The following is a 20,455-nucleotide window of genomic DNA, read 5'->3' as shown; positions in this document are numbered from 1 at the left end:
TTTTAGTTTTGGAGTGGCTTATTTTTAATTTTTTCAAGTTCTGCTTTAGCATTAATTACATTTAGCATACTTTGTAAATATTCGTTTTGAGCTTGATACAGCTGCACTTGTGCTTGTCGAAGTTCGAAACTGCTGGCTAAACCTTCTTTAAATTTGATTTCATTTTTATGTGAGATTCTCTCTGCAAGGTTTAAATTATCTTTAGAAATTTCGAAATTTTCAGTAGCATAAGTCATTTCACTTTTAGCTGCATTGTAAGTTCTCTTAATTTCATTAATGGCTTGCTCCTTTTGCACCTCAGCTTTCTCGAGCTCCATTTTTGCTTGCTGAGTTCTTGAGTGACGCTGGAATGAACTGAAAATCGGAACGCTTAAACTCACGCCAATTGTTGAGAACTCATACCAATCTTTCCCACTTTCAAAAAAGTTGAACTCATCACCGAAGCTTGTCGCCCCATAATTGACAAATGCTGACAAAGTTGGCAAGGCTTTACTTTTCTCGAGTTTAAACTCTAAATCTCTTTGCTCAACTAAGTTTTTAGCAATTTTAAAATCAACAGTTTCTTCCAACTTAAAATCTTCAGAAGCATCAGTTTCTAAAATATTTTGAGTTGCTAAAATTTCTAATTCGTCTAACAAAATAACCTCCGCTTCAACTGGTAAACCCAAAACCATATTCAGGCTTTCCTTTGCAATTTCGTGCATACGTTTTGCATTGTTCAGTTGAGATTTGAGTTGCTGAGTTGTTATCTTAAGTTGTTCAACTTCCTCTTCTTCTGCTAATCCATTCTCAAAAATCTTTTGAGTTTCATCAAGGTTATTCTCAGCATTATCAAGATTGTTCTCAGTAATATCAATTGAATTTTTGGAGAGTAAAACGTTTCCATAAGCCGTGATGACGTTGGTTCTGACTTCGTATTCTGTTTTCAATTTATTATTGGCAGAATATTCCAAGAAAGTCTTTGCAGCTTGAAGCGCTACAATATATGATCCATCAAAAATTAATTGATCTAAACGCGCTGATGCATTCATGTTGTGTTTGTTACCAAAACTCACAGGCACAGTAGTTCCTGGCTCACCGATGAGTTCACCTGGTAGTGGCGTCACTGACAATTTCGGATTATTTTCATAATTCACCTGACCATTAATTTGTGGCAAACCATCAGCTGTTGTCTCCCATTTTTTCTTGATCGCAATCGCAACATCTTGCTGAGCATTGATGTTTGCGTAAGCGCTGTCCATTGCAAAATCAATAGCTTCTTGCAATGTCATTTTATAAACTTCTGATTTCTCTTGAGTTTCTTGACCGAAAGTCAGCGTCGTCAGAAGTATAAAAATTAGTAAAAAGTGTTTTTTAAAATTCATTTCTTATGCCTTTAAAATTTCATTCATTTTCCATTGTCCTTTTTGAGTTGTCACACTTCTTAAGTGATATAGTACAAATTCATGATACAATTGCTTTTGCGTAAATTGATCTACATTGAGTAACTCCTCATTTTTGATATCGAGAAGACCTACGATGTACAAATTCACTACAAAATTGATTGATAAATCATCATAATAATAAGCTTCTTGAACACCTTTAAGAATGTTCTTTTTGATATTCTGGCTCATAATATCAATTTGTTTCCCTCTATATTTATCGTAAATTTTCGGATAGTATTTTTTGAGCTGAAATTGAGGTGATGCTTTTTGATTTCTTAATCGTTTAACAACAATATCTCGGAAAGCAAACATTTCAGTTATTGCATCAAACTCCTGACTGGATACATCGCTCATTTCAACATCAATTTCAGCAATAACGCTTTGCACAACAAGCTCTACAAGTGTAGATTTCTTTCCGACTAAGTCATAAATTGTTTTCTTAGAAACGGATAACTCATGGGCTAAATCGTCCATGGTGACACTTTTAAAACCTAGTTCTAAAAACATCTCAGTTGCCTTGCGAATAATTTGATTCCTCATAATAGAGGGCAAAATTAAGCTAAAAAACTTTTAGAACAATAAAAGTTTTTGAAGTTTTATTAAAATTCTAAGATTCTAAAAAGTTCGATTCATCAAGTTCAAACCAAAATTCTTCAGATAAGCTTTTCTATCATCAGAAAGTTCGATTTTTTCCAGACATTCAAAAGCCATTAATGTGTATTTTTCAATTTCCCTTAAAGTTGCCTCTGCAGCTCCAGAAGCTTCATAAATATGCTTAACAGTTTTGATTTTTGCACTCGGATCTAAAGGTGTTACAGAAAACAAATGTTGAAGTTGCTCCCTCTGTTTACCTTCCAAAGCTTTTAAATATAAATAGGTCTTCTTGTTTTCAATAATATCGCCACCCAACTGTTTTCCAAACTCCGATTCATCACCAAACACATCTAAATAATCATCTTTAATTTGAAAAGCAATTCCTAATAAACGACCGAATTCATAAATGTATGTTTGTTGCTCTTGATTAGCACCAGCAATGATAGCTCCCATTTTTAAAGCAGCACCAACGAGAACTGCCGTTTTATACTCTATCATTTTAATGTATGCATCGATATCAACCTCAATTTGAGTTTCAAAATCAATATCATATTGTTGACCTTCACAAACCTCAAGTGCTGTTTTGCTAAATAATTGTGCTAAAGGCTTAAAATGATCAACAGGATAATTTTCAAATAATTGATAAGCCGTAATGAGCATCGCATCCCCAGAAAGAATTCCTGTATTGATGTCCCACTTCTCATGAACTGTTGCTTTTCCACGTCTTAATGGAGCTGCATCCATAATATCGTCATGAACAAGTGAAAAATTATGAAATATCTCGATTGCCAATGCTGCGTCCATAGCATCTGATGATTTATCAGCAAACAAATCTGCACTAATTAAAACCAAAATTGGCCGTATTCGTTTACCTCCTAAATTTAAAATATACTCAATAGGCTCATATAAACTTTCAGGTGATTTGTTTTTGTATCTTTTTTTAAGATTTTCAAGAAATTCAGCTTTATAAACGTCGATATTTTTCATCTCTAAAAACATTTTGGGCGAAAATAAACTTTTTAAAGAGTTTGTTATATTTTTTGAGATATTAATAAAGATTGTAAAGCAAAAACTGTTTTAAATCTGACAAAAATCCTATGCCCAACTTTACATTATTAGCAAGATAAAAAAAGTATATCTTAATAAAAATTATCTATACCGAACATATCCTGAATAAAATGAATTTATTTAAACCAAAATATATGATTTACTAATAATAATACAGTAATTTTATATAAAACTCAATATTGTTAATTGAAAACAAAATCATAAAATATGATAATATAGATGCTATTAGATAAGAAATTGTAATTTTGTTACTTCAAAACTATTGCAAATCCAAATATGGACCAATTTTCTTTTTTAAACGCAGTACATCCTCAACAATTAGCTGAACTTTACGACAATTATCTTCAAAATCCTGATGCTATCGAGCCAAGTTGGCGTGCATTTTTTCAGGGGTTTGATTTTGGTATGACCGAAAATGGCTCTGCCGAAGAAGTTGTTATCAGAGATGCTGAAACAAAGGAAACTGAAACAATTAAAGTACCTGAAAACGTACAGAAAGAATTCCAAGTTGTCAATCTTATTGATGCTTACAGACATCGTGGACACCTTTTCACACACACAAATCCCGTTAGAGATCGACGTGATTACAACCCTAAAATCACTTTAGATCTTTTTGGTTTATCGAAATCAGACTTAGACTCTGAGTTTGAGGCTGGAGACTTAATAGGGATTGGAAAAGCCAAACTTCGAGATATCATTGATTTTCTCGAAAAAGTTTTTTGTGAATCAATAGGTGTTGAATACGCTTACATTAGAAAGCCTCAAGAAATTGAATGGATTCAAAAACAAATTTACAAAAATCACAACCACCCTAAATTTGATGCTGATCAAAAGAAAAAAATTTTAAGAAAGCTTAACAAAGCTTTCTTATTTGAAACTTTTCTTCACAAAAATTTTGTTGGCCAAAAACGATTTTCATTAGAAGGAAACGAAACACTTATTCCTGCACTTGACGCACTTATAGAAGGTGCAGCAGACATGGGTGTTAAAGAATTTGTAATGGGAATGGCTCATCGTGGTCGATTAAATACACTTACTAATATTTTTGGCAAAAGCCCAAAAGATATCTATAACGAATTTCAAGGAAAAGATTACGAAATCGACGGCTTTGATGGTGATGTTAAATACCATTTAGGTTGGACTTGTGAGCGTCACACTGATAGCGGAAAAGAAATCAACCTTAATATAGCTCCAAACCCTTCTCACCTTGAAACGGTAGGAGCTGTTGTTCAAGGTATAGCAAGAGCTAAGCAAGATGACCATCACAAATCTGAAATACAAAAAGTTTTACCTATTGTTGTTCATGGTGATGCTGCTGTTTCTGGTCAAGGCGTTGTTTATGAAGTTGTACAAATGTCACAACTTGATGGCTACAGAACTGGCGGAACAATACATATTGTGGTCAACAACCAAATAGGGTTTACAACAAACTATACCGATGGACGCTCATCAACTTATTGTACAGATATTGCTAAAGTAACTTTGTCACCAGTATTACACGTGAATGCTGATGATGCCGAAGCTGTCGTCCATGCAATGAATTTCGCATTAGGCTATAGAATGGAGTTTGGCAGAGATGTATTTATCGACCTTTTAGGTTACCGTAAATATGGACATAATGAAGGTGATGAGCCTCGTTTTACACAACCTAAACTTTACAAAGCTATTTCTAATCACGATGATCCTCGTGAGATTTATACAAAACAATTAGTTAATGAAGGTGTCATTGATAGGTCTTATTTAGAAAAAATTGAAAAAGAGTATAAAGAAACTCTTGAAGAAAATTTTGAAAGCTCTAAAAAAGAAAACAATGCTGTTGTTACCAAAATCCTTCAAGAAGAATGGGAAGGTATTGAATACGGTAAGCGTAAAGATATGATGAAGGATGTTGACACAACATTCGACATTAAAGAACTTGGAGAATTAGCTCAAAAAATAACAAAATTACCCGAGGGTAAAAAGTTCTTACGTAAAGTAGAACGCTTGATGAAGTCAAGAAAAGAAATGTTTGATGAGGATAGTCTTGATTGGGCATTGGGTGAGCTTTTAGCATACGCAACTCTTCTAAAAGAAGGACATGACGTCCGTATCTCAGGTCAAGATGTTGAGCGTGGTACTTTCTCTCACAGACATGCAGTCATTAAAGTTGAGGAAAGTGAAGAAGAATATGTACCTCACGCACATGTTAGTGATGATGCAAACTTCTACATTTACAACTCATTATTATCAGAATACGCAGTTGTTGGTCACGATTATGGTTATGCAATGGCAAGCCCAAATACATTAACAATTTGGGAAGCACAATTTGGCGACTTTAGTAATGGTGCACAAATCATGATTGACCAATACATTTCTTCTGCTGAAGATAAATGGAAATCTCAAAATGGTTTTACCATGCTTCTTCCTCACGGATACGAAGGTCAAGGTTCTGAACATTCATCAGGACGCATGGAACGTTATTTACAACTATGCGCTAAAGACAATATGTATATTGCAAATTGTACAACGCCAGCCAACTATTTCCATTTATTAAGAAGACAAATGAAGTTGAGTTTTAGAAAACCACTGATTGTTTTCACTCCAAAAAGTTTATTAAGACACCCAAAAGTAAGGTCAACAAAGGCTGAATTAGCAAAAGGAAAATTTGAAAAAGTTATTGATACAGACAATCCTAAAGCTAAAGATGTTAAAAATTTAGTTCTTTGTACTGGTAAATTCTACTATGATTTATTAGAAAGAAGAGAGGAAGAAGGCAGAAAAGATGTTGCACTTGTAAGAATAGAACAACTTTTCCCATTACCAGAAAAGGAAATGGATAAAGTGATTAAGAAGTACAGCAAAGCCGAAGAAATTGTGTGGGCGCAAGAAGAACCAAGAAATATGGGAACATATTCTCACTTGTTGCTGCATTACACAAAAGCAAAAGACTTTAGAGTTGCAAGTAGAAGATTCTACGGTTCACCAGCAGCTGGAAGTCCTGCAAGATTTAAAAGACGTCACGAAGAAGTCATTGATTACGTTTTTGATTCTTCAAAGGACAATTGTATATTAGATTATAAAAAATAAATTAAGACGACGAAACAATAAATATTATGGCTTTAGAAATGAAAGTCCCTTCACCGGGCGAGTCTATAAGCGAAGTTGAAATCGCGGAATGGTTAGTCCAGGATGGCGACTACGTTGAAAAAGATCAAACAATCGCAGAAGTTGATTCTGACAAAGCAACACTAGAATTACCTGCTGAGGCAAGCGGAATTATTACGCTTAAAGCTGAAGAAGGTGATGTTGTTGATGTTGGCGGGGTTGTTTGCTTAATTGACACAGATGCAGAGAAGCCTTCAGGTAGCGATAGCGACAAGGAGGAAAAAAAGGAAGAGAAAAAATCTGACGAAAAGAAAGAAGAAAAGCAACCAACAAAAGAAGAGAAAGAATCTGATTCTAAAGAAAAAGAAACTTACGCTTCTGGTTCACCATCTCCTGCCGCCAAGAAAACACTTGACGAAAAAGGCATCGACGCCAAAGACGTTAAGGGAAGTGGTCGCGATGGTAGAATCACAAAAGACGATGCTGTCAAAGCTGAAGGCAAACCTTCTATGGGAACTCCTGGCCCTGGCAAAAGAGGTGAAAAAAGATCAAGAATGTCTATGCTTCGTCGTAAAGTCGCAGAAAGATTAGTGACAGCTAAAAATGAAACAGCGATGTTGACAACATTCAACGAAGCTGACATGAAGCCTATTTTTGATATCCGCTCTAAATACAAAGAGAAGTTTAAAGAAAAACACGGTGTGAGCCTTGGTTTTATGTCTTTCTTTACGCTTGCAGTTGTTCGTGCACTTGATGAATATCCTGCTGTTAATAGTATGATTGAAGGTCGAGAAATGATCACTTATGATTATAAAGATATCAGTATTGCTGTATCAGGTCCTAAAGGATTAATGGTTCCTGTCATGAGAAATGCAGAAAACTTAAGTTTCAGAGGTGTTGAGCAAGAAGTAAAACGCTTAGCAACACGAGCAAGAGATGGAAAAATTACCGTTGATGAAATGACAGGTGGTACTTTCACGATTTCAAACGGCGGCGTTTTCGGTTCTATGTTATCAACACCAATTATCAATCCTCCGCAAAGTGGTATTTTAGGAATGCATAACATTATTGAAAGACCAGTTGCCATTGATGGTAAAGTTGAGATCAGACCAATGATGTATTTAGCATTATCTTACGATCACAGAATTATTGATGGTCGTGAGTCTGTCGGATTCTTAGTTGCTATTAAAGAAGCACTTGAAGATCCTGAAAAATTATTGATGGATGGAGATATCAAAAAAGCACTTGAGCTTTAATTCGTATCTTCTTTAAGAATATCTGAAAGAGGTTTGACAAATCAAACCTCTTTTTTATTTTTTGGGAGTTTGTTTAGAAAATGAGTACATTCAATTTCTTAGCTTCACCCACTTTTAAGATTCAATAAACTTTAACAAAAATTGGTACAAGAGCACGTCATTATTATCGGTAACGGAATTGCAGGAGTGACTGCTGCCAGACATATCAGAAAACTATCTGATAAAAGAATCACGATTATTTCTTCAGAATCAGAATATTTTTTTTCAAGAACTGCCTTGATGTACGTTTATATGGGACACATGAAGTGGAACCATCTCAAACCTTATGAAGATCAATTTTGGAAGAAAAATAGAATAAATCTCTTAAAAGCCTACGTAACCGAAATTAGTCCGGAAGATAAAAGCATCAAACTAGAAGATGGACGCCATTTACAATACACAGATTTAATCATAGCAACAGGCTCTGAACCTCAAAAGTTTGGCTGGAAAGGACAAGAGGCTCATGGCGTTCAAGGACTTTACAGCAAGCAAGATTTAGAACTTTTAGAAAAAAATGCACCTCACAATCGTGCTTGTAAAAGAGCTATCATCGTCGGTGGAGGATTAATAGGAATTGAACTTGCTGAAATGTTGTCAACACGTGACATTCCTGTTACATTTTTGGTTAGAGAAAAACATTTTTGGAACAACGTTTTACCCAAACACGACGCACAGCTTGTTGATGAACATATCAGAAAACACCAAATCGATTTAAGATTGGAGACAAATCTTGATGAAATCCTGACCGATGAAAACGGAAAAGTTAGGGCTGTTAAAATCAAAGAAACAGGCGAAACCATTCAATGTGATCTCGTTGGCTTAACAACTGGCGTTAAACCCAGATTAGAAATGCTAAGCCAAACTTCGATTGAAACAAATAGGGGTGTTCTTGTCAATCCTTATTTAAAAACAAATTATGACAATATTTATGCAATTGGGGATTGTGCTGAACAACGTGAAGTCATCAAGAACAGACCTTCAATTGAAGCTGTTTGGTACACAGGGAAAATGATGGGCGAAACAGTCGCACAAACAATTTGTGGCAAACCGATGAAATACAATCCTGGACATTGGTTTAACTCGGCTAAATTTTTCGATATTGAGTACCAAACCTATGGTTGGGTTTACCCTGAAGAGATCGAAAACAACAGACAATTACATTGGTCGCATCCAGATGGAACTAAAGCAATGACGGTAAACTTCAATCAAAAAAATAATCAATTTATAGGAATCAATACTTTCGGAATTAGATTGAGACATGAGGTTGTGAATGGATGGCTTGAACAAAACAAAACAATTCTGGAAGTGATGAAAAATCTAAAACAAGCCAATTTTGATCCAGAGTTTTTTCAGTCATATGAAAAAGATATTTTTAAAAGTTACCAAAAACATCTTTAATATTAAATAGATGAGCAAGTTTGAAAGAAACATGGCAATGACTGGTGAAAAGCCAGCCGCATTATCAAAAGGACAGAAGATATTTAGTGCTATTGGAATAACAGGACTTTTCATACTTATTTTAGCCATTGCAAATGTCAATTTTCCCAATAAAACACTTTTTTTAAGTCTAAGTCTCGGGCTCATGACTTTAGGAACAGTTGGTTTTTCTTATGATTTATATAAAAACAAACAACCCGGAATCAAAAATGATGGTGTTTGGTTTAAATCAATGACAAGTCGTGGGCTTTTTGCATGGATAACAGCCTTAGCGTTAACGATGTTTTACGTTGCTTTATATTGGTATCCTGAATATTTAGGATTAAATAGCGAAGGCGCAAACACAGGTATCATCTCTCTTTTTGATCCATTGAGTCGCCTCATTAATGGCGGTCCAGCTAGTCAATGGTTTGTATACGGAACTTTATATACTTTGGCAATTTTCATTTTCGGATATAAATTCATTAAAAAATACAGACATAACAGATATGAAGTTTTGAGAACATTCTCGGTGATGTTTTTTCAGTTAGGCTTTGCCTTTTTGATTCCTGAAATTCTCATGCGATTGAATCAGCCTTACTTTAATCCAGCCAATATTTGGCCTTTAAATTATGATCTTTTTGCTGGCTATAAACTCGATTCATTTTTTAGCGCTGGTTCGATTGGCTTGATTATGTTCGCTTTCGGTATTCTTTCAATTTTTGTTATTTCACCAATTTTAACCTACAAATACGGCAAACGCTGGTATTGCAGTTGGGTTTGCGGTTGTGGTGGATTAGCAGAAACTGCTGGTGATCCATACAGACATCTTTCTGATAAATCAGTTTTTGCATGGAAAGTTGAGCGTTGGGTGATTCACAGTGTTTTAGTTTTTGTAACAGTCATGACAATCGCTGTGGTCTATTCTTATTTAAGCCAAAATCCAGACGAATTTTGGTTTACAAAAGATGTTTTTCTCTGGAGTTCAGCTGGGTTTCTTAGCCTTGTTTTTAGTTTGTTGATGTATTTCAAAAAAGAAGAACTTGCCAAAGATGCAAAATACGCAGGAGCTGGTTTCCTCATTGTGATCCTCTCAATGATATGTATCAATTATTTCAATTACAATCAAGATATTTTTCTTTTCCCTGCACACAAGCTTCGCGAAACTTATGGCTTCTTAATTGGCGCAGCTTTTTCTGGTGTGATTGGCGTTGGTTTCTATCCTATTTTCGGAAATCGTGTTTGGTGTCGTTTTGGCTGCCCAATGGCTGCAGTTTTAGGTATGCAACAACGTCTATTTTCTAAATTCAGAATCACAACAAATGGAGGACAGTGCATTTCTTGCGGAAACTGTTCTACTTATTGCGAAATGGGAATTGACGTGAGAGCTTATGCGCAAAAAGGAGAAAACATCGTGAGGTCTTCTTGCGTTGGTTGCGGTATCTGTGCTTCAGTTTGCCCTCGTGGTGTATTAAAACTAGAAAACGATTCACTTGATAACCGCATTAATCAAAAAGAAATCACAACGGGTAACGACATTGATTTGATGGAATTTTTCAATGAGAAAACAAAATAATGAAAAAGAGTATTCGGGTTATTATTCCTGCTTTTAATGAAGCAGATTCCATCGGAAAAGTTGTTAGTCACATTCCTAAAATTGTCGATGAAGTGATTGTTATCAGTAATAACTCAACTGATCAAACTGAAGAAAACGCTAAAAATGCTGGTGCGACAGTTTTAAAAGAAAAGCAAAAAGGTTATGGCTATGCCTGCTTAAAAGGTATGGATTACATCAAAAATAATGCACCTGAAACTGACATAATTGTTTTTTTAGATGGGGATTTCAGTGATTATCCGGAAGATTTGACTCAAATCGTATCACCAATTATCAATGAGAGTTATGATTTTGTTTTGGGAGCTCGCCATAAAAAAGGTAGAGAGAAAGGTGCGATGACGTTTCCTCAAATTTTCGGAAATTGGCTTTCCACAACTCTCATGAAGATTTTATACAATGCAAAATTTACCGATCTTGGGCCTTTTAGAGCTATTAAATATGACAAATTACTAATGCTTAACATGCAAGATAAAACTTATGGTTGGACAATTGAAATGCAATTGAAAGCATTAAAATATAATTTGAAGTATAAGGAAGTTAAGGTAAATTACAGAAACAGAATCGGAACTTCTAAAGTCTCAGGAACTGTGAAAGGTGCTGTTTTTGCTGGTATAAAAATAATTGGTTGGATCATTAAATATCCTGCAAAGTGATTTTGACATATCTCATCCTTATCATCTATGCGCTACTTTTGCTCATAGTTTTTCTTTACAGTTTAGTGCAATTTGATCTTTATCTTAAATACAGGATGCAATCTCAAAAGCGTAAAATCAAACAGTTTAAATCTTGGCCTAAAGTCACCATACAACTTCCCGTTTTCAATGAAAATTATGTTGTTGAACGCCTAATAAATCAAGTTGTTCAGCTTGATTATCCAAAAGAAAAAATAGAATTTCAAGTTCTTGACGATTCTACAGATGAGTCAATGATCAAAACAATAAAACTTGTTGAAAACTATCAAAATCTAGGCATCAATATTAAACATATTTGGCGAAAAAATCGTGTTGGTTTTAAGGCTGGCGCCTTAAAAGAAGGTTTAAAAAAGGCAGAAGGAGAATTTATTGCTGTTTTTGATGCCGACTTTATGCCTTCATCAGATTGGCTTAAAAAGACAATTCCGCACTTTAGCAACGAGAAAATTGGTGTAGTTCAAACGCGTTGGGGACACCTCAACAGAGAAGATAGTTTGTTGACCAAAATTCAAGCTTTTGCACTAGATTTTCATTTTACACTTGAGCAAGTTGGCAGAAATCTTTCAAAACATTTTATCAATTTTAATGGAACCGCAGGTGTTTGGCGTAAAACCTGCATCATTGATGCTGGCAATTGGCAAGGTGATACTCTGACGGAAGATTTAGATTTAAGCTATAGAGCTCAGCTCAAAAGTTGGGAATTCGTTTATCTTGAAGGTGTTGTTGCTGAAGCTGAACTTCCTGCGATTATGAGTGCAACACGATCACAACAATTCAGATGGAATAAAGGTGCTGCTGAGAATTTCAGTAAAAATTTCAAAAAAGTTTTACAAAGTTCTGAGGTGAGTTTAAGAACAAAAATTCATAGCTTTTTTCATCTGCTTAATAGTAGTATGTTTCTTGTTGTACTATTGCTCGCCATAATTAGCGTTCCTTTATTATTTATCAAAGCAACTCATCCCGAATTAAAATGGTTTTTTTATGCGATGAGTATTTTGGGCATAAGCACTATTTTATTTTTAATTGTTTATTGGAAAAGCTTTAAATCGATTAATGAACAATCAAAAGTTAATTTCTTTGAATTCATCTTTTTATTTATCTCTTTTTTCTCTGCTGCAATGGGTTTATCATTACATAATTCAATTGCTGTTTTGGAAGGACACTTTGGAAAGAAATCTGCTTTTATCAGAACGCCTAAACTTAATAATGTATTAGAAAACAACACTTATATTAAGAAACAAATATCAGTCGTCAATATTCTTGAAGTTTGCTTGGCAATCTATTTCGCATTCGGGATTTATTCAGCTTTTCGATTAAATGAATACGGTTTATTATTCTTTCATGTGATGTTGTTTTTAGGTTTTAGTTTTGTTTCTTACAAGAGTATTTTTTCAAAATAGATTAATTGAAAACATTAAATTTTATACATCAAAACAAAAAGTTAGCAGGTTTTCTATCGATTGCTTTGATGCTCCTTGTTTATGCTGAACTGAGTTTTAATACTGAGCGTTACGAACACCTGAAGCTTTTTAGTTATTATGGACTTGCTTTCGGATTCAGTATAATTCTAACGGAGCTTTTCAAAAAAAAAGTTTGGCTGCTTTTTGGTTTAGCAATCATCATTCGGCTTTTTTTCATTAATCACATTCCTGCTTTATCACAAGATTTTTATAGATTTATTTGGGATGGAATGCTCAACTGGGAAGGCTATAATGCTTATGTCGCTTTACCTCAAACATTTTTAGAAAAACATCATCTAGAGAATCTCGGTTTCGCAAAATTCCTTGTACAGAAAATGGGTGATTTAAGCGCTGGGAATCATACAAATTATCCACCAATAGCGCAATGGATCTATACTTTAAGCTACGGAGTTTCCAAAGATTCACTAATCAACAACATAATTTTTTTGAGAGCAATCAACTGGTTAGCTGAAATAGGAATCATCTTTTTTTTGATAAAAATTTTAAAATTTCTCAAAATAAAAAAACACTATGTTTTTTACTTTATCCTTAACCCGTTAATAATACTAGAAATCACGGGGAATCTGCACTTTGAAGTTGTAATGCTATTTTTCTTTTTAGGATTCATCTATCACATGTTAAAGAATTCATCTGTGAGATTAATCTCAATTTTCTTGTCATTATCCATTTTGTCAAAATTACTTCCGTTAATTATTTTTCCATTAATTCTTAGCTATCAATTTTACAGAGGAAACAATAAAAAGAATTTTATAAAATCAACTCAAATACTTCTTCTATCAAGTTTAATAATTGGTTTAGCCTACGTTAATTTCATTGATGAAAATTTGATTTCATCTTATCAAAGTAGTTTAAGTTTGTGGTTTCAAAAATTTGAATTTAACGCGAGTTTGTATTATATTTTTAGAGAAATCGGATATCAATGGGTAGATTATAATGCGATATGTTTAATCGGGAAACTCCTTGCTATTAGCATCTTTAGCTTGGTGATATTCACGAGTTTTTATCAATATAAAAACAACAGAGAAGTCGATTTTTTAAAACGTATTGTTTATATATTTACAATTTATTTGCTGCTCTCAACAACGATACACCCTTGGTATTTAATTCTACCTTTTGGCGTTAGCATGTTAACGAAACAAAAATTGTTTTGGGTATGGAGCCTGAGCATCATTTTGAGCTACCACGCTTATCATCAAAATTATTTCAGTGAGAATTTGTGGATTGTCATGATAGAATATGGAATTGTCATCTTGATTATAGTGATGACAGGGGAAAGGATTAAACTCTCGAAGAGTTTTTCTTAATTAATATATACCCGCCAATAGCTCCAACTAAAAGGCCGAATGCTAAAAGATAAGCAGAATCAATAGGCACAGGGACATCATCTACATTACCACCGTTAGGAGGAGGCGGTCCGTGTGAAAAAGCATCAACTGAACAGACAAGAGTCAGCATTAGGATGAAAGCAAAAGTCTTTTGTCTAAAATTCATTCGTAAAATTGGTTCAAAGTGATTACAAATATATGAAATAATTTTAATTGTTTAAATTTGTACAAAAAAACATGCATAAATATTTACTTTTTCTTGTCTGTCTCCTTAATTTTTCAACAATTTTCTCTCAAGAGAATACATTTGAACTAAAAATCAAAAATGATTCAATCATTTTAAAGAATGGAGAAGAAATCAAGCTCAGTCATCTTTCAAAAGCATTTGATAAACAAACTGAGCCTGAATATCAAGATTCAACTTATCTCTCAAGTTTAACATTAAGAGTTGACAACATTACTGGAGATGCTTTTTTAGAAAAAATAAAACAAGAGCTTAAAAAAACAAATTTTGATATTTTAAATATTCAAAGAACTTCTATTCAAAATTTTTCAAATAGCAGTGTTGTTACTGATGCTATGCTAACACAGTATAATACGCTTGTTAAGGACTGGAAATCACTGGATGAAGATGAGCGTTATTACAGAGATTTAGAATTGAACTTCATCAAAGATATCTACAAAAAAATGAGCTTTGAACAGCAAGTCAATAATGAAAAGCTTCCTAGCTTCCTACCAATATTTAACAAAGAACCCGAGCAAAACAAAATTGAACAATTTCTTTTTGAGAAATGGTTTTTTGACGATGCTTATCTAGTCAAGATAGATGGTGAAAAGATTGAAAAGACTTCACTTAGCAGTTATAAGCCCACAGATTTTGATCATTATTTTATTGAAAGAAAAATCATTGGTGAACAAAAAATTGATGTGATTAATTTAGTTTTAAAAGATTAAACAATATTCATTTTCTTCATCAAGAAAGAAGCATTCATATTCTCACAAATACCTGATTTCAATTTATAATCGAAGGTTAAATTATCGTTTGTAATATCTGCATCAAAATGATAATTACTAATTTCTTGGTGTTCATTTTCTAATGTACAAAGGCTTAAATCATGCGTTGCAATCACACCGTGACTTGATGTTTTCAATAATCTCTCCACATACTTTTTAGAACCTTCAGCTTTGTCTTTAGAGTTTGTACCTTTTAAGATTTCGTCTAAAATGATAAAATAATCATCCTTTTCACTATGATCGATTATGTACTTTAATCGACTCAATTCAGCATAAAAATAAGATGACTCGTCCATCAATGAATCTGAAGTTCGCATACTTGTAATCAATTTAATTGGTCTGTATTCTGAAGATTCTGCACGAACTGGTAATCCCAAATTAGACATTAAAATCTGTAAAGATAAGGTTCTCAAAAACGTACTTTTCCCAGCCATATTTGCGCCTGTCACAATCAAGAATTCCTGAGAAGAGATCTTGAAATCATTCTTAACAGCAATACCTTCATCCAATAATGGATGAACTGCTTTCTGAGATTTGATAACAAATTCACTTTTTTCGTCTAAAATTTCAGGATAATTATATGTTGTTTTATTGTAAGCCAAATTAGCCAAGCTATGGTAAGCATCAAACTCAGCTATGCTATAAAACCAATTAGAAACATCCGTTTTATTATTGATGATCCATTGCTCAATAATGTAAGTGTATTTTGCATCCCACAACAAAAATGCATTTAAGAACAAACCTAAAAGAAGATTATTACGTTGTTCAAATCCATCAATCGCACGATTTATTTTTCTTAATCTCTCTGAAGCCTTTGGCGTGCTTTTTATATTGGATTGTAGGTCTTTTAAAAGTTGACTTTCAAAATTTTCATTTTCTATATCAGAAATCAACTTTTGATAACTCTGAAAAAAGCTTTGCATCCGACTGATGTCTTGATAGAGTTTCGTTGTCTTTTTAACATAAAACCCAACAATAATTAAACCGATAAACATCCATAATAAAAGTTGCATCACCTTGATTACATCGAAGAAATACAAGCTGATGACAACAAGTGATAAAACCGAAAAAACAGTCGGCAGCCAACGCATTATTTTTGGCACAAAGGTTTTATAACTTGACACCCAATCATGAATTTCTTTAGTACTTGTTTGTGTTTCAACCCGCATGGCTTCGGCTGAAAATGATTGACGATAATCAACTTTTTTAGCAAGCTCTTGTATTGCTTTTTGCTTTTGATGAATATGATCGTGATCATTTGAGGTCAATAAATTTGCTAACTTCTGCTCTCCTTCTTTTAAAGCTGTTCTATTTAAAAATTGAAAAAATGAACGCAAGCCAAACAAATCAATATCATGGCTAAACTCATGTGTTGGATCCGTATAATTTTCACCATCTGCAAAAGCTGAATAATCACCGTTAAGCGCTTGAATCTCGTTTTGATTAATCGTAATTATATTCAATAAAATTGTTTTTTGATCTACAATTTTCTGATGTCTCGTAACGAGTACCAAAAAGAGAATGATGAAAACAATTATTGTTCCGATGACAAATCTTGCTGAGCCCCAAAACCAATAAACAGAAAATAGCGTTGCCATAAACACAAAAAGCCTGAAAAGGCTTGATAACAACAATTTGGACTTAACTTTATTAAGTTTCAGATTCGTTTTAGAGATTTTATCTTCGTAGAATTGAATGTTCACATTTCTGAATTTAGCTAACAAAACTAAGTTTTTTTGAATAATAAATAGAGTTTTAATCTCAGACTTTACTTAAGAGAATTTAAAAATGAGTCACCTCTTACACTAGGCTTTCACAAAGATTTGACTACTTCAAAAAATAGCTTAAATTTGAAAAGATTTACAATTTTATGCTTTCACACCAAATCATCACAACCAAAGATGGCTCAACAACCATTCAAATTCCAGAATGGAATGAGCAGTACCATTCTAAACATGGTGCAATTCAGGAAGCCAAACATGTTTTTTTAAAGACAGGCTTAGCTTCTCTTGATCTTGATTATTTCAGAGAAAATGATATAGAAATTACGGTTCTTGAAGCTGGTTTTGGAACAGGTTTGAATGCGCTTCTCTCCTATTTCTGGGCGAAAGAAAACAAAGTAAAAGTTAATTATATCAGCCTAGAAGCTTTTCCTGTTGCAGAAAAAGAAGTTTCGAAACTCAACTATCCTCAACAGATTGAAGGCGAACAAGCTGATGCTATTTTTAAGAAATTACATTCTGCTATTTGGGATAAAAGAACAGAGATTTCATCAAATTTCAAATTACATAAAATACATCAAAAATTTGATCAGCTCAGTTTAATCGATACCGCAAATATTGTGTTTTATGATGCTTTCGGCCCACGTGTTCAACCTGATTTATGGGACATGAAAACTTTAGAATTATTTAAAACTGCCTTAAAAGATAAAGGAGTTTTTGTCACTTATTGTGCCAAAGGAAGTGTAAGGCGTAATCTTGAAAGCTTGGGCTTTAAGATGAAACGCATGCCTGGCCCACCCGGAAAAAGAGAAATGTTACGTGGCGAATTAATTTAAATTTACTTCAATGATTCTCGCTTTGATTTTGGTAATTTACTCACCACCAATTTGTAACTATGCAAAATAAAGTGTTTGACTTTTTTTTCTGAAAATTCACTTGTTTGCAGCATTAAAGTGTTCCAATGCTTTTTATTCATGTGATAACCTGGCAGAACAGTTTGCGGATATTTCTCCCTCAATTCGGCAGCAACACCTGGATCGCATTTTAGGTTAAGACTTTGCTCTCCTTTTTCCCAATTTGAAAGTGGAATCAAAGCAAAAATCTTGTCAAAAACTTTAAAAACTAAAACATCTTTATCAAAAGGAAATGATTCAGTCACTTCTTTGTGTGACAAGCAAAAATCTCTTATTTGTTCTATGTCCATTTAAATAATTCTAAAAAGTTCAGATGAAATACCATCCGTTAAAAATCGTGAACTTGGCGTAATGTGTATAAATCCATCAATCAATTCAAGATGGTTTTCTTCAACTAAAGGTGAAACTTCTCTTTGAATATGATCATAAAAAACTTGACCAAAATCATTTTTGATTTTTTGTAAAGAAACACCAAATTTGGTGCGTAAACCTGTCATGATATATTCATTAAACCGGTCACTTTTGGTTAGAGTCTCAACTTCACTTGGCAGTTTACCACTTTCAATCGCCTTAATATATTTGATGTTGTTATTAATATTCCAGCTTCGCTTTTTACCATCAAAGGAATGCGCGGCAGGACCAATTCCTAAATAAGATTTTCCCGTCCAGTAAGCCATATTATTTTGCGAGTAATAACCCGCTTTTCCAAAATTAGAAAACTCATAATTATCAAAGCCATTAGCTGACATTTCTTCACATAAAACTTCATAATGTTCTCTCGCTAAGGCATCATCAACGGGTTTGATGATTTCTTTTTCAATAAATTTTGCTAAGGCTGTTTGTGGCTCTACAGTCAATGCATAACATGAGATATGCGGAACATTTAGCTCAAAAACTTTATTGATATTTTCTTTCCAACGTTGAATCGACATCTCAGGAATTCCGTAGATAAGATCTATTGAAATATTATCAAAATACTTTTTTGCGAGTTGAATTGATTTGTGCGCTTCTTCAGAATTATGCGCACGATTCATCATTTTTAAATCTTTTTCAAAAAAAGACTGCACACCTATACTTAAACGATTTACTTTAGTTTGACTGAGTTCCTTCAGGTAATTTTCATCTAAATCATCTGGGTTTGCTTCTAAGGTAATTTCAGCATTTTCATCAACATTAAGCTCTTTATGAATTTGATTAATAATTTTAGTCACTTCATCCTGATTTAATAAACTCGGTGTGCCTCCTCCAAAATAAATTGTTTTTATGTTTGGAGAAATTTCATCACGACGCAAACTTATTTCTTTCATCAGAGAAGAGACTAGTTGCTCTTTATATTTCATTGAAGTTGAAAAATGAAAATCACAATAATGACATGCTTGTTTGCAAAAAGGAATATGAATATAGATACCTGACATGCGACAAAGTTATGATGTATATCTGAAAATTGCGACAAAGCCTAATTTAATTTTAAATCATGTTCAATTTCAATATGCTGGATTTATCTTTGTGCAAAAAAAATATGCAGTGGTTGCTTGTTGCTCTACTCGCTCTGGTTTTAGAAATTTACGCCTTTCAAGCCATCAAGCGACTAACTTCTTCCAAGTTACATTATATTCTCTATTTTATCCTCAGCTTTCTGCCAATCTTATTTTTGGTGTATAGCTTTTATAGCGACACTGTTGACAAAACTTTTAGTGGCTCTAGAGGTGTTTCACTAGGCATTGTCTTAGCTGTTTACTCTTTAAAAAATGTTTTGATTATATTTTTGTTTGGTGAAGATATCGTCAGAAGTTTTCGCTATTTTTATAGAAAGCTAAAAACACCTTCCGAACATGTTCAAATTGAAGGTCGTCGAAAATTTATAAGTCAAATCGCTATGGGACTCGGCTCTATTCCTTTCTTTTCATTGATTTACGGAATGTTTCAAGGGAAATATAATTTTAAAGTCTTGACATATGAACTCGCATTTGAGGATTTACCAGAGGAATTTGACGGTTATCAAATCACCCAATTAAGCGATATTCATTCTGGAAGCTTCAGCAATCGTGAGAAAATAAAATACGCTATTGACCTCATTAACAAACAAGAATCTGACGCGCTCATGTTTACAGGTGATCTTGTGAATAGTTTAGCCTCTGAAATGGATGATTGGAAAGATCTTTTTGGTCAATTAAAGGCAAAAGATGGGATTTATTCAATTTTAGGTAATCACGATTATGGCGATTACTATAAATTTAAAGAGCCAAAAGATAAAGAAGAAAACTTCAAGAATTTCCTGAAAGTTCATGAAGAAATGGGTTGGCAGATGCTCAGAAATGAACACAGACTCATCAAAAGAAACGATGCGCATTTAGCGGTTGTTGGTGTTGAAAACTGGGGAAAAGGTCGTTTCAAAAAAGCTGGTGACATCGATAAAGCTTGCGAGGGTTTAACCCAAAAAGATTTTAAAATCGTATTGAGTCACGATCCTTCCTACTGGGACAAAGTTTTACATCAGCATGAAAAAAATCTTCATTTAACTTTAAGCGGACACACACATGGCATGCAATTTGGCATTGAAATTCCTGGATGGTTTAAATGGAGTCCGATCCAGTATCGATATAAACAATGGGCCGGAGTTTATGAATTCAAAAAACGTTACATCAACGTCAATAGAGGATTTGGATACTTAGCTTATCCTGGCCGTGTTGGGATTTGGCCAGAAATAACAGTTATTAAATTTAAGAAAGGAAATCCTGATCAATCAAAAACAGTAGCTGTTAAATCTTAAAATAAAAGACTTTTTTGAGTTTAAAAGCATAAAAATAACATA

Annotated in this window: 17 protein-coding genes; 10 read left to right on the top strand and 7 right to left on the bottom strand. The window is 33.6% G+C overall.

Features of this window, described 5'->3' with window-relative positions; all coding sequences use genetic code 11:
- Positions 1 to 2 precede the first annotated feature (2 nt).
- The 3 genes from CAP47_RS07010 to CAP47_RS07000 all read right to left on the bottom strand — a co-directional run bounded on the left by CAP47_RS07010 (position 3) and on the right by CAP47_RS07000 (position 3,005).
- Complete coding sequence (locus CAP47_RS07010; RefSeq protein ID WP_100775978.1) at positions 3 to 1,364, bottom strand: TolC family protein; 1,362 nt, start codon at positions 1,362 to 1,364, stop codon at positions 3 to 5.
- 3 nt (positions 1,365 to 1,367) lie between these two features.
- Positions 1,368 to 1,964 (bottom strand): TetR/AcrR family transcriptional regulator, encoded by a 597-nt coding sequence (locus tag CAP47_RS07005; RefSeq protein WP_100775977.1) that lies wholly within the window; start codon positions 1,962 to 1,964, stop codon positions 1,368 to 1,370.
- 75 nt (positions 1,965 to 2,039) lie between these two features.
- Positions 2,040 to 3,005, bottom strand: a complete 966-nt coding sequence (locus tag CAP47_RS07000; protein ID WP_100776106.1) for a polyprenyl synthetase family protein — start codon at positions 3,003 to 3,005, stop codon at positions 2,040 to 2,042.
- A 357-nt stretch (positions 3,006 to 3,362) separates the two neighbouring features.
- Between CAP47_RS07000 and CAP47_RS06995 the strand changes: the two genes are divergently transcribed.
- The 7 genes from CAP47_RS06995 to CAP47_RS06965 all read left to right on the top strand — a co-directional run bounded on the left by CAP47_RS06995 (position 3,363) and on the right by CAP47_RS06965 (position 13,973).
- Entirely contained in the window at positions 3,363 to 6,152 is a 2,790-nt protein-coding gene (locus tag CAP47_RS06995; protein WP_100775976.1) for a 2-oxoglutarate dehydrogenase E1 component, read from the top strand.
- A gap of 26 nt (positions 6,153 to 6,178) precedes the next feature.
- Positions 6,179 to 7,426, top strand: coding sequence for a 2-oxoglutarate dehydrogenase complex dihydrolipoyllysine-residue succinyltransferase (gene odhB, locus CAP47_RS06990; protein ID WP_093245158.1), 1,248 nt, complete (start codon positions 6,179 to 6,181; stop codon positions 7,424 to 7,426).
- A 141-nt stretch (positions 7,427 to 7,567) separates the two neighbouring features.
- Positions 7,568 to 8,863, top strand: a complete 1,296-nt coding sequence (locus tag CAP47_RS06985; RefSeq protein WP_100775975.1) for an NAD(P)/FAD-dependent oxidoreductase — start codon at positions 7,568 to 7,570, stop codon at positions 8,861 to 8,863.
- 10 nt (positions 8,864 to 8,873) lie between these two features.
- On the top strand, positions 8,874 to 10,457 hold the full coding sequence (locus CAP47_RS06980; protein ID WP_100775974.1) for a 4Fe-4S binding protein: 1,584 nt from the start codon (positions 8,874 to 8,876) through the stop codon (positions 10,455 to 10,457).
- Positions 10,457 to 11,149, top strand: coding sequence for a glycosyltransferase family 2 protein (locus CAP47_RS06975; protein ID WP_100775973.1), 693 nt, complete (start codon positions 10,457 to 10,459; stop codon positions 11,147 to 11,149). The genes CAP47_RS06980 and CAP47_RS06975 overlap by 1 nt, the downstream gene beginning before the upstream one ends.
- The gene (locus CAP47_RS06970; protein ID WP_100775972.1) at positions 11,146 to 12,588 is read left to right on the top strand and encodes a cellulose synthase family protein; all 1,443 of its coding nucleotides are present in this window, start codon (positions 11,146 to 11,148) and stop codon (positions 12,586 to 12,588) included. The genes CAP47_RS06975 and CAP47_RS06970 overlap by 4 nt, the downstream gene beginning before the upstream one ends.
- 5 nt (positions 12,589 to 12,593) lie before the next feature.
- Entirely contained in the window at positions 12,594 to 13,973 is a 1,380-nt protein-coding gene (locus CAP47_RS06965; RefSeq protein ID WP_100775971.1) for a glycosyltransferase ArnT-like protein, read from the top strand.
- Here CAP47_RS06965 and CAP47_RS06960 read toward each other — a convergent pair.
- Entirely contained in the window at positions 13,948 to 14,160 is a 213-nt protein-coding gene (locus CAP47_RS06960) for a hypothetical protein (RefSeq protein WP_100775970.1), read from the bottom strand. The two genes, CAP47_RS06965 and CAP47_RS06960, sit on opposite strands and share 26 nt — an antisense overlap.
- A 71-nt stretch (positions 14,161 to 14,231) precedes the next feature.
- Here CAP47_RS06960 and CAP47_RS06955 point away from each other — a divergent pair, with 71 nt between their 5' ends.
- On the top strand, positions 14,232 to 14,948 hold the full coding sequence (locus CAP47_RS06955) for a hypothetical protein (RefSeq protein ID WP_100775969.1): 717 nt from the start codon (positions 14,232 to 14,234) through the stop codon (positions 14,946 to 14,948).
- Here CAP47_RS06955 and CAP47_RS06950 read toward each other — a convergent pair.
- Complete coding sequence (locus CAP47_RS06950) at positions 14,945 to 16,606, bottom strand: MutS-related protein (protein WP_100775968.1); 1,662 nt, start codon at positions 16,604 to 16,606, stop codon at positions 14,945 to 14,947. The two genes, CAP47_RS06955 and CAP47_RS06950, sit on opposite strands and share 4 nt — an antisense overlap.
- A gap of 272 nt (positions 16,607 to 16,878) precedes the next feature.
- Between CAP47_RS06950 and mnmD the strand changes: the two genes are divergently transcribed.
- On the top strand, positions 16,879 to 17,565 hold the full coding sequence (mnmD, locus tag CAP47_RS06945) for a tRNA (5-methylaminomethyl-2-thiouridine)(34)-methyltransferase MnmD (protein ID WP_093245120.1): 687 nt from the start codon (positions 16,879 to 16,881) through the stop codon (positions 17,563 to 17,565).
- A gap of 2 nt (positions 17,566 to 17,567) precedes the next feature.
- Here the strand turns inward: mnmD and CAP47_RS06940 are convergent, their stop codons facing one another.
- Positions 17,568 to 17,933, bottom strand: a complete 366-nt coding sequence (locus tag CAP47_RS06940) for an MmcQ/YjbR family DNA-binding protein (protein ID WP_093245116.1) — start codon at positions 17,931 to 17,933, stop codon at positions 17,568 to 17,570.
- Positions 17,934 to 19,058, bottom strand: a complete 1,125-nt coding sequence (gene hemW / locus CAP47_RS06935) for a radical SAM family heme chaperone HemW (RefSeq protein ID WP_093245112.1) — start codon at positions 19,056 to 19,058, stop codon at positions 17,934 to 17,936.
- 104 nt (positions 19,059 to 19,162) lie between these two features.
- Here hemW and CAP47_RS06930 point away from each other — a divergent pair, with 104 nt between their 5' ends.
- Positions 19,163 to 20,413 carry a metallophosphoesterase gene (locus CAP47_RS06930; RefSeq protein WP_100775967.1) on the top strand — a complete coding sequence of 417 codons (1,251 nt, stop codon included), beginning with the start codon at positions 19,163 to 19,165 and terminating at the stop codon, positions 20,411 to 20,413.
- The last annotated feature ends 42 nt before the right edge of the window (positions 20,414 to 20,455 follow it).

The organism is Psychroflexus sp. S27 (genome assembly GCF_002810405.1).
In the GTDB taxonomy this organism is placed as follows: domain Bacteria; phylum Bacteroidota; class Bacteroidia; order Flavobacteriales; family Flavobacteriaceae; genus Psychroflexus; species Psychroflexus halocasei_A.
The sequence above is the reverse complement of the archived record's forward strand: the minus strand, read 5'-3'. Positions and strand labels throughout refer to the sequence as shown.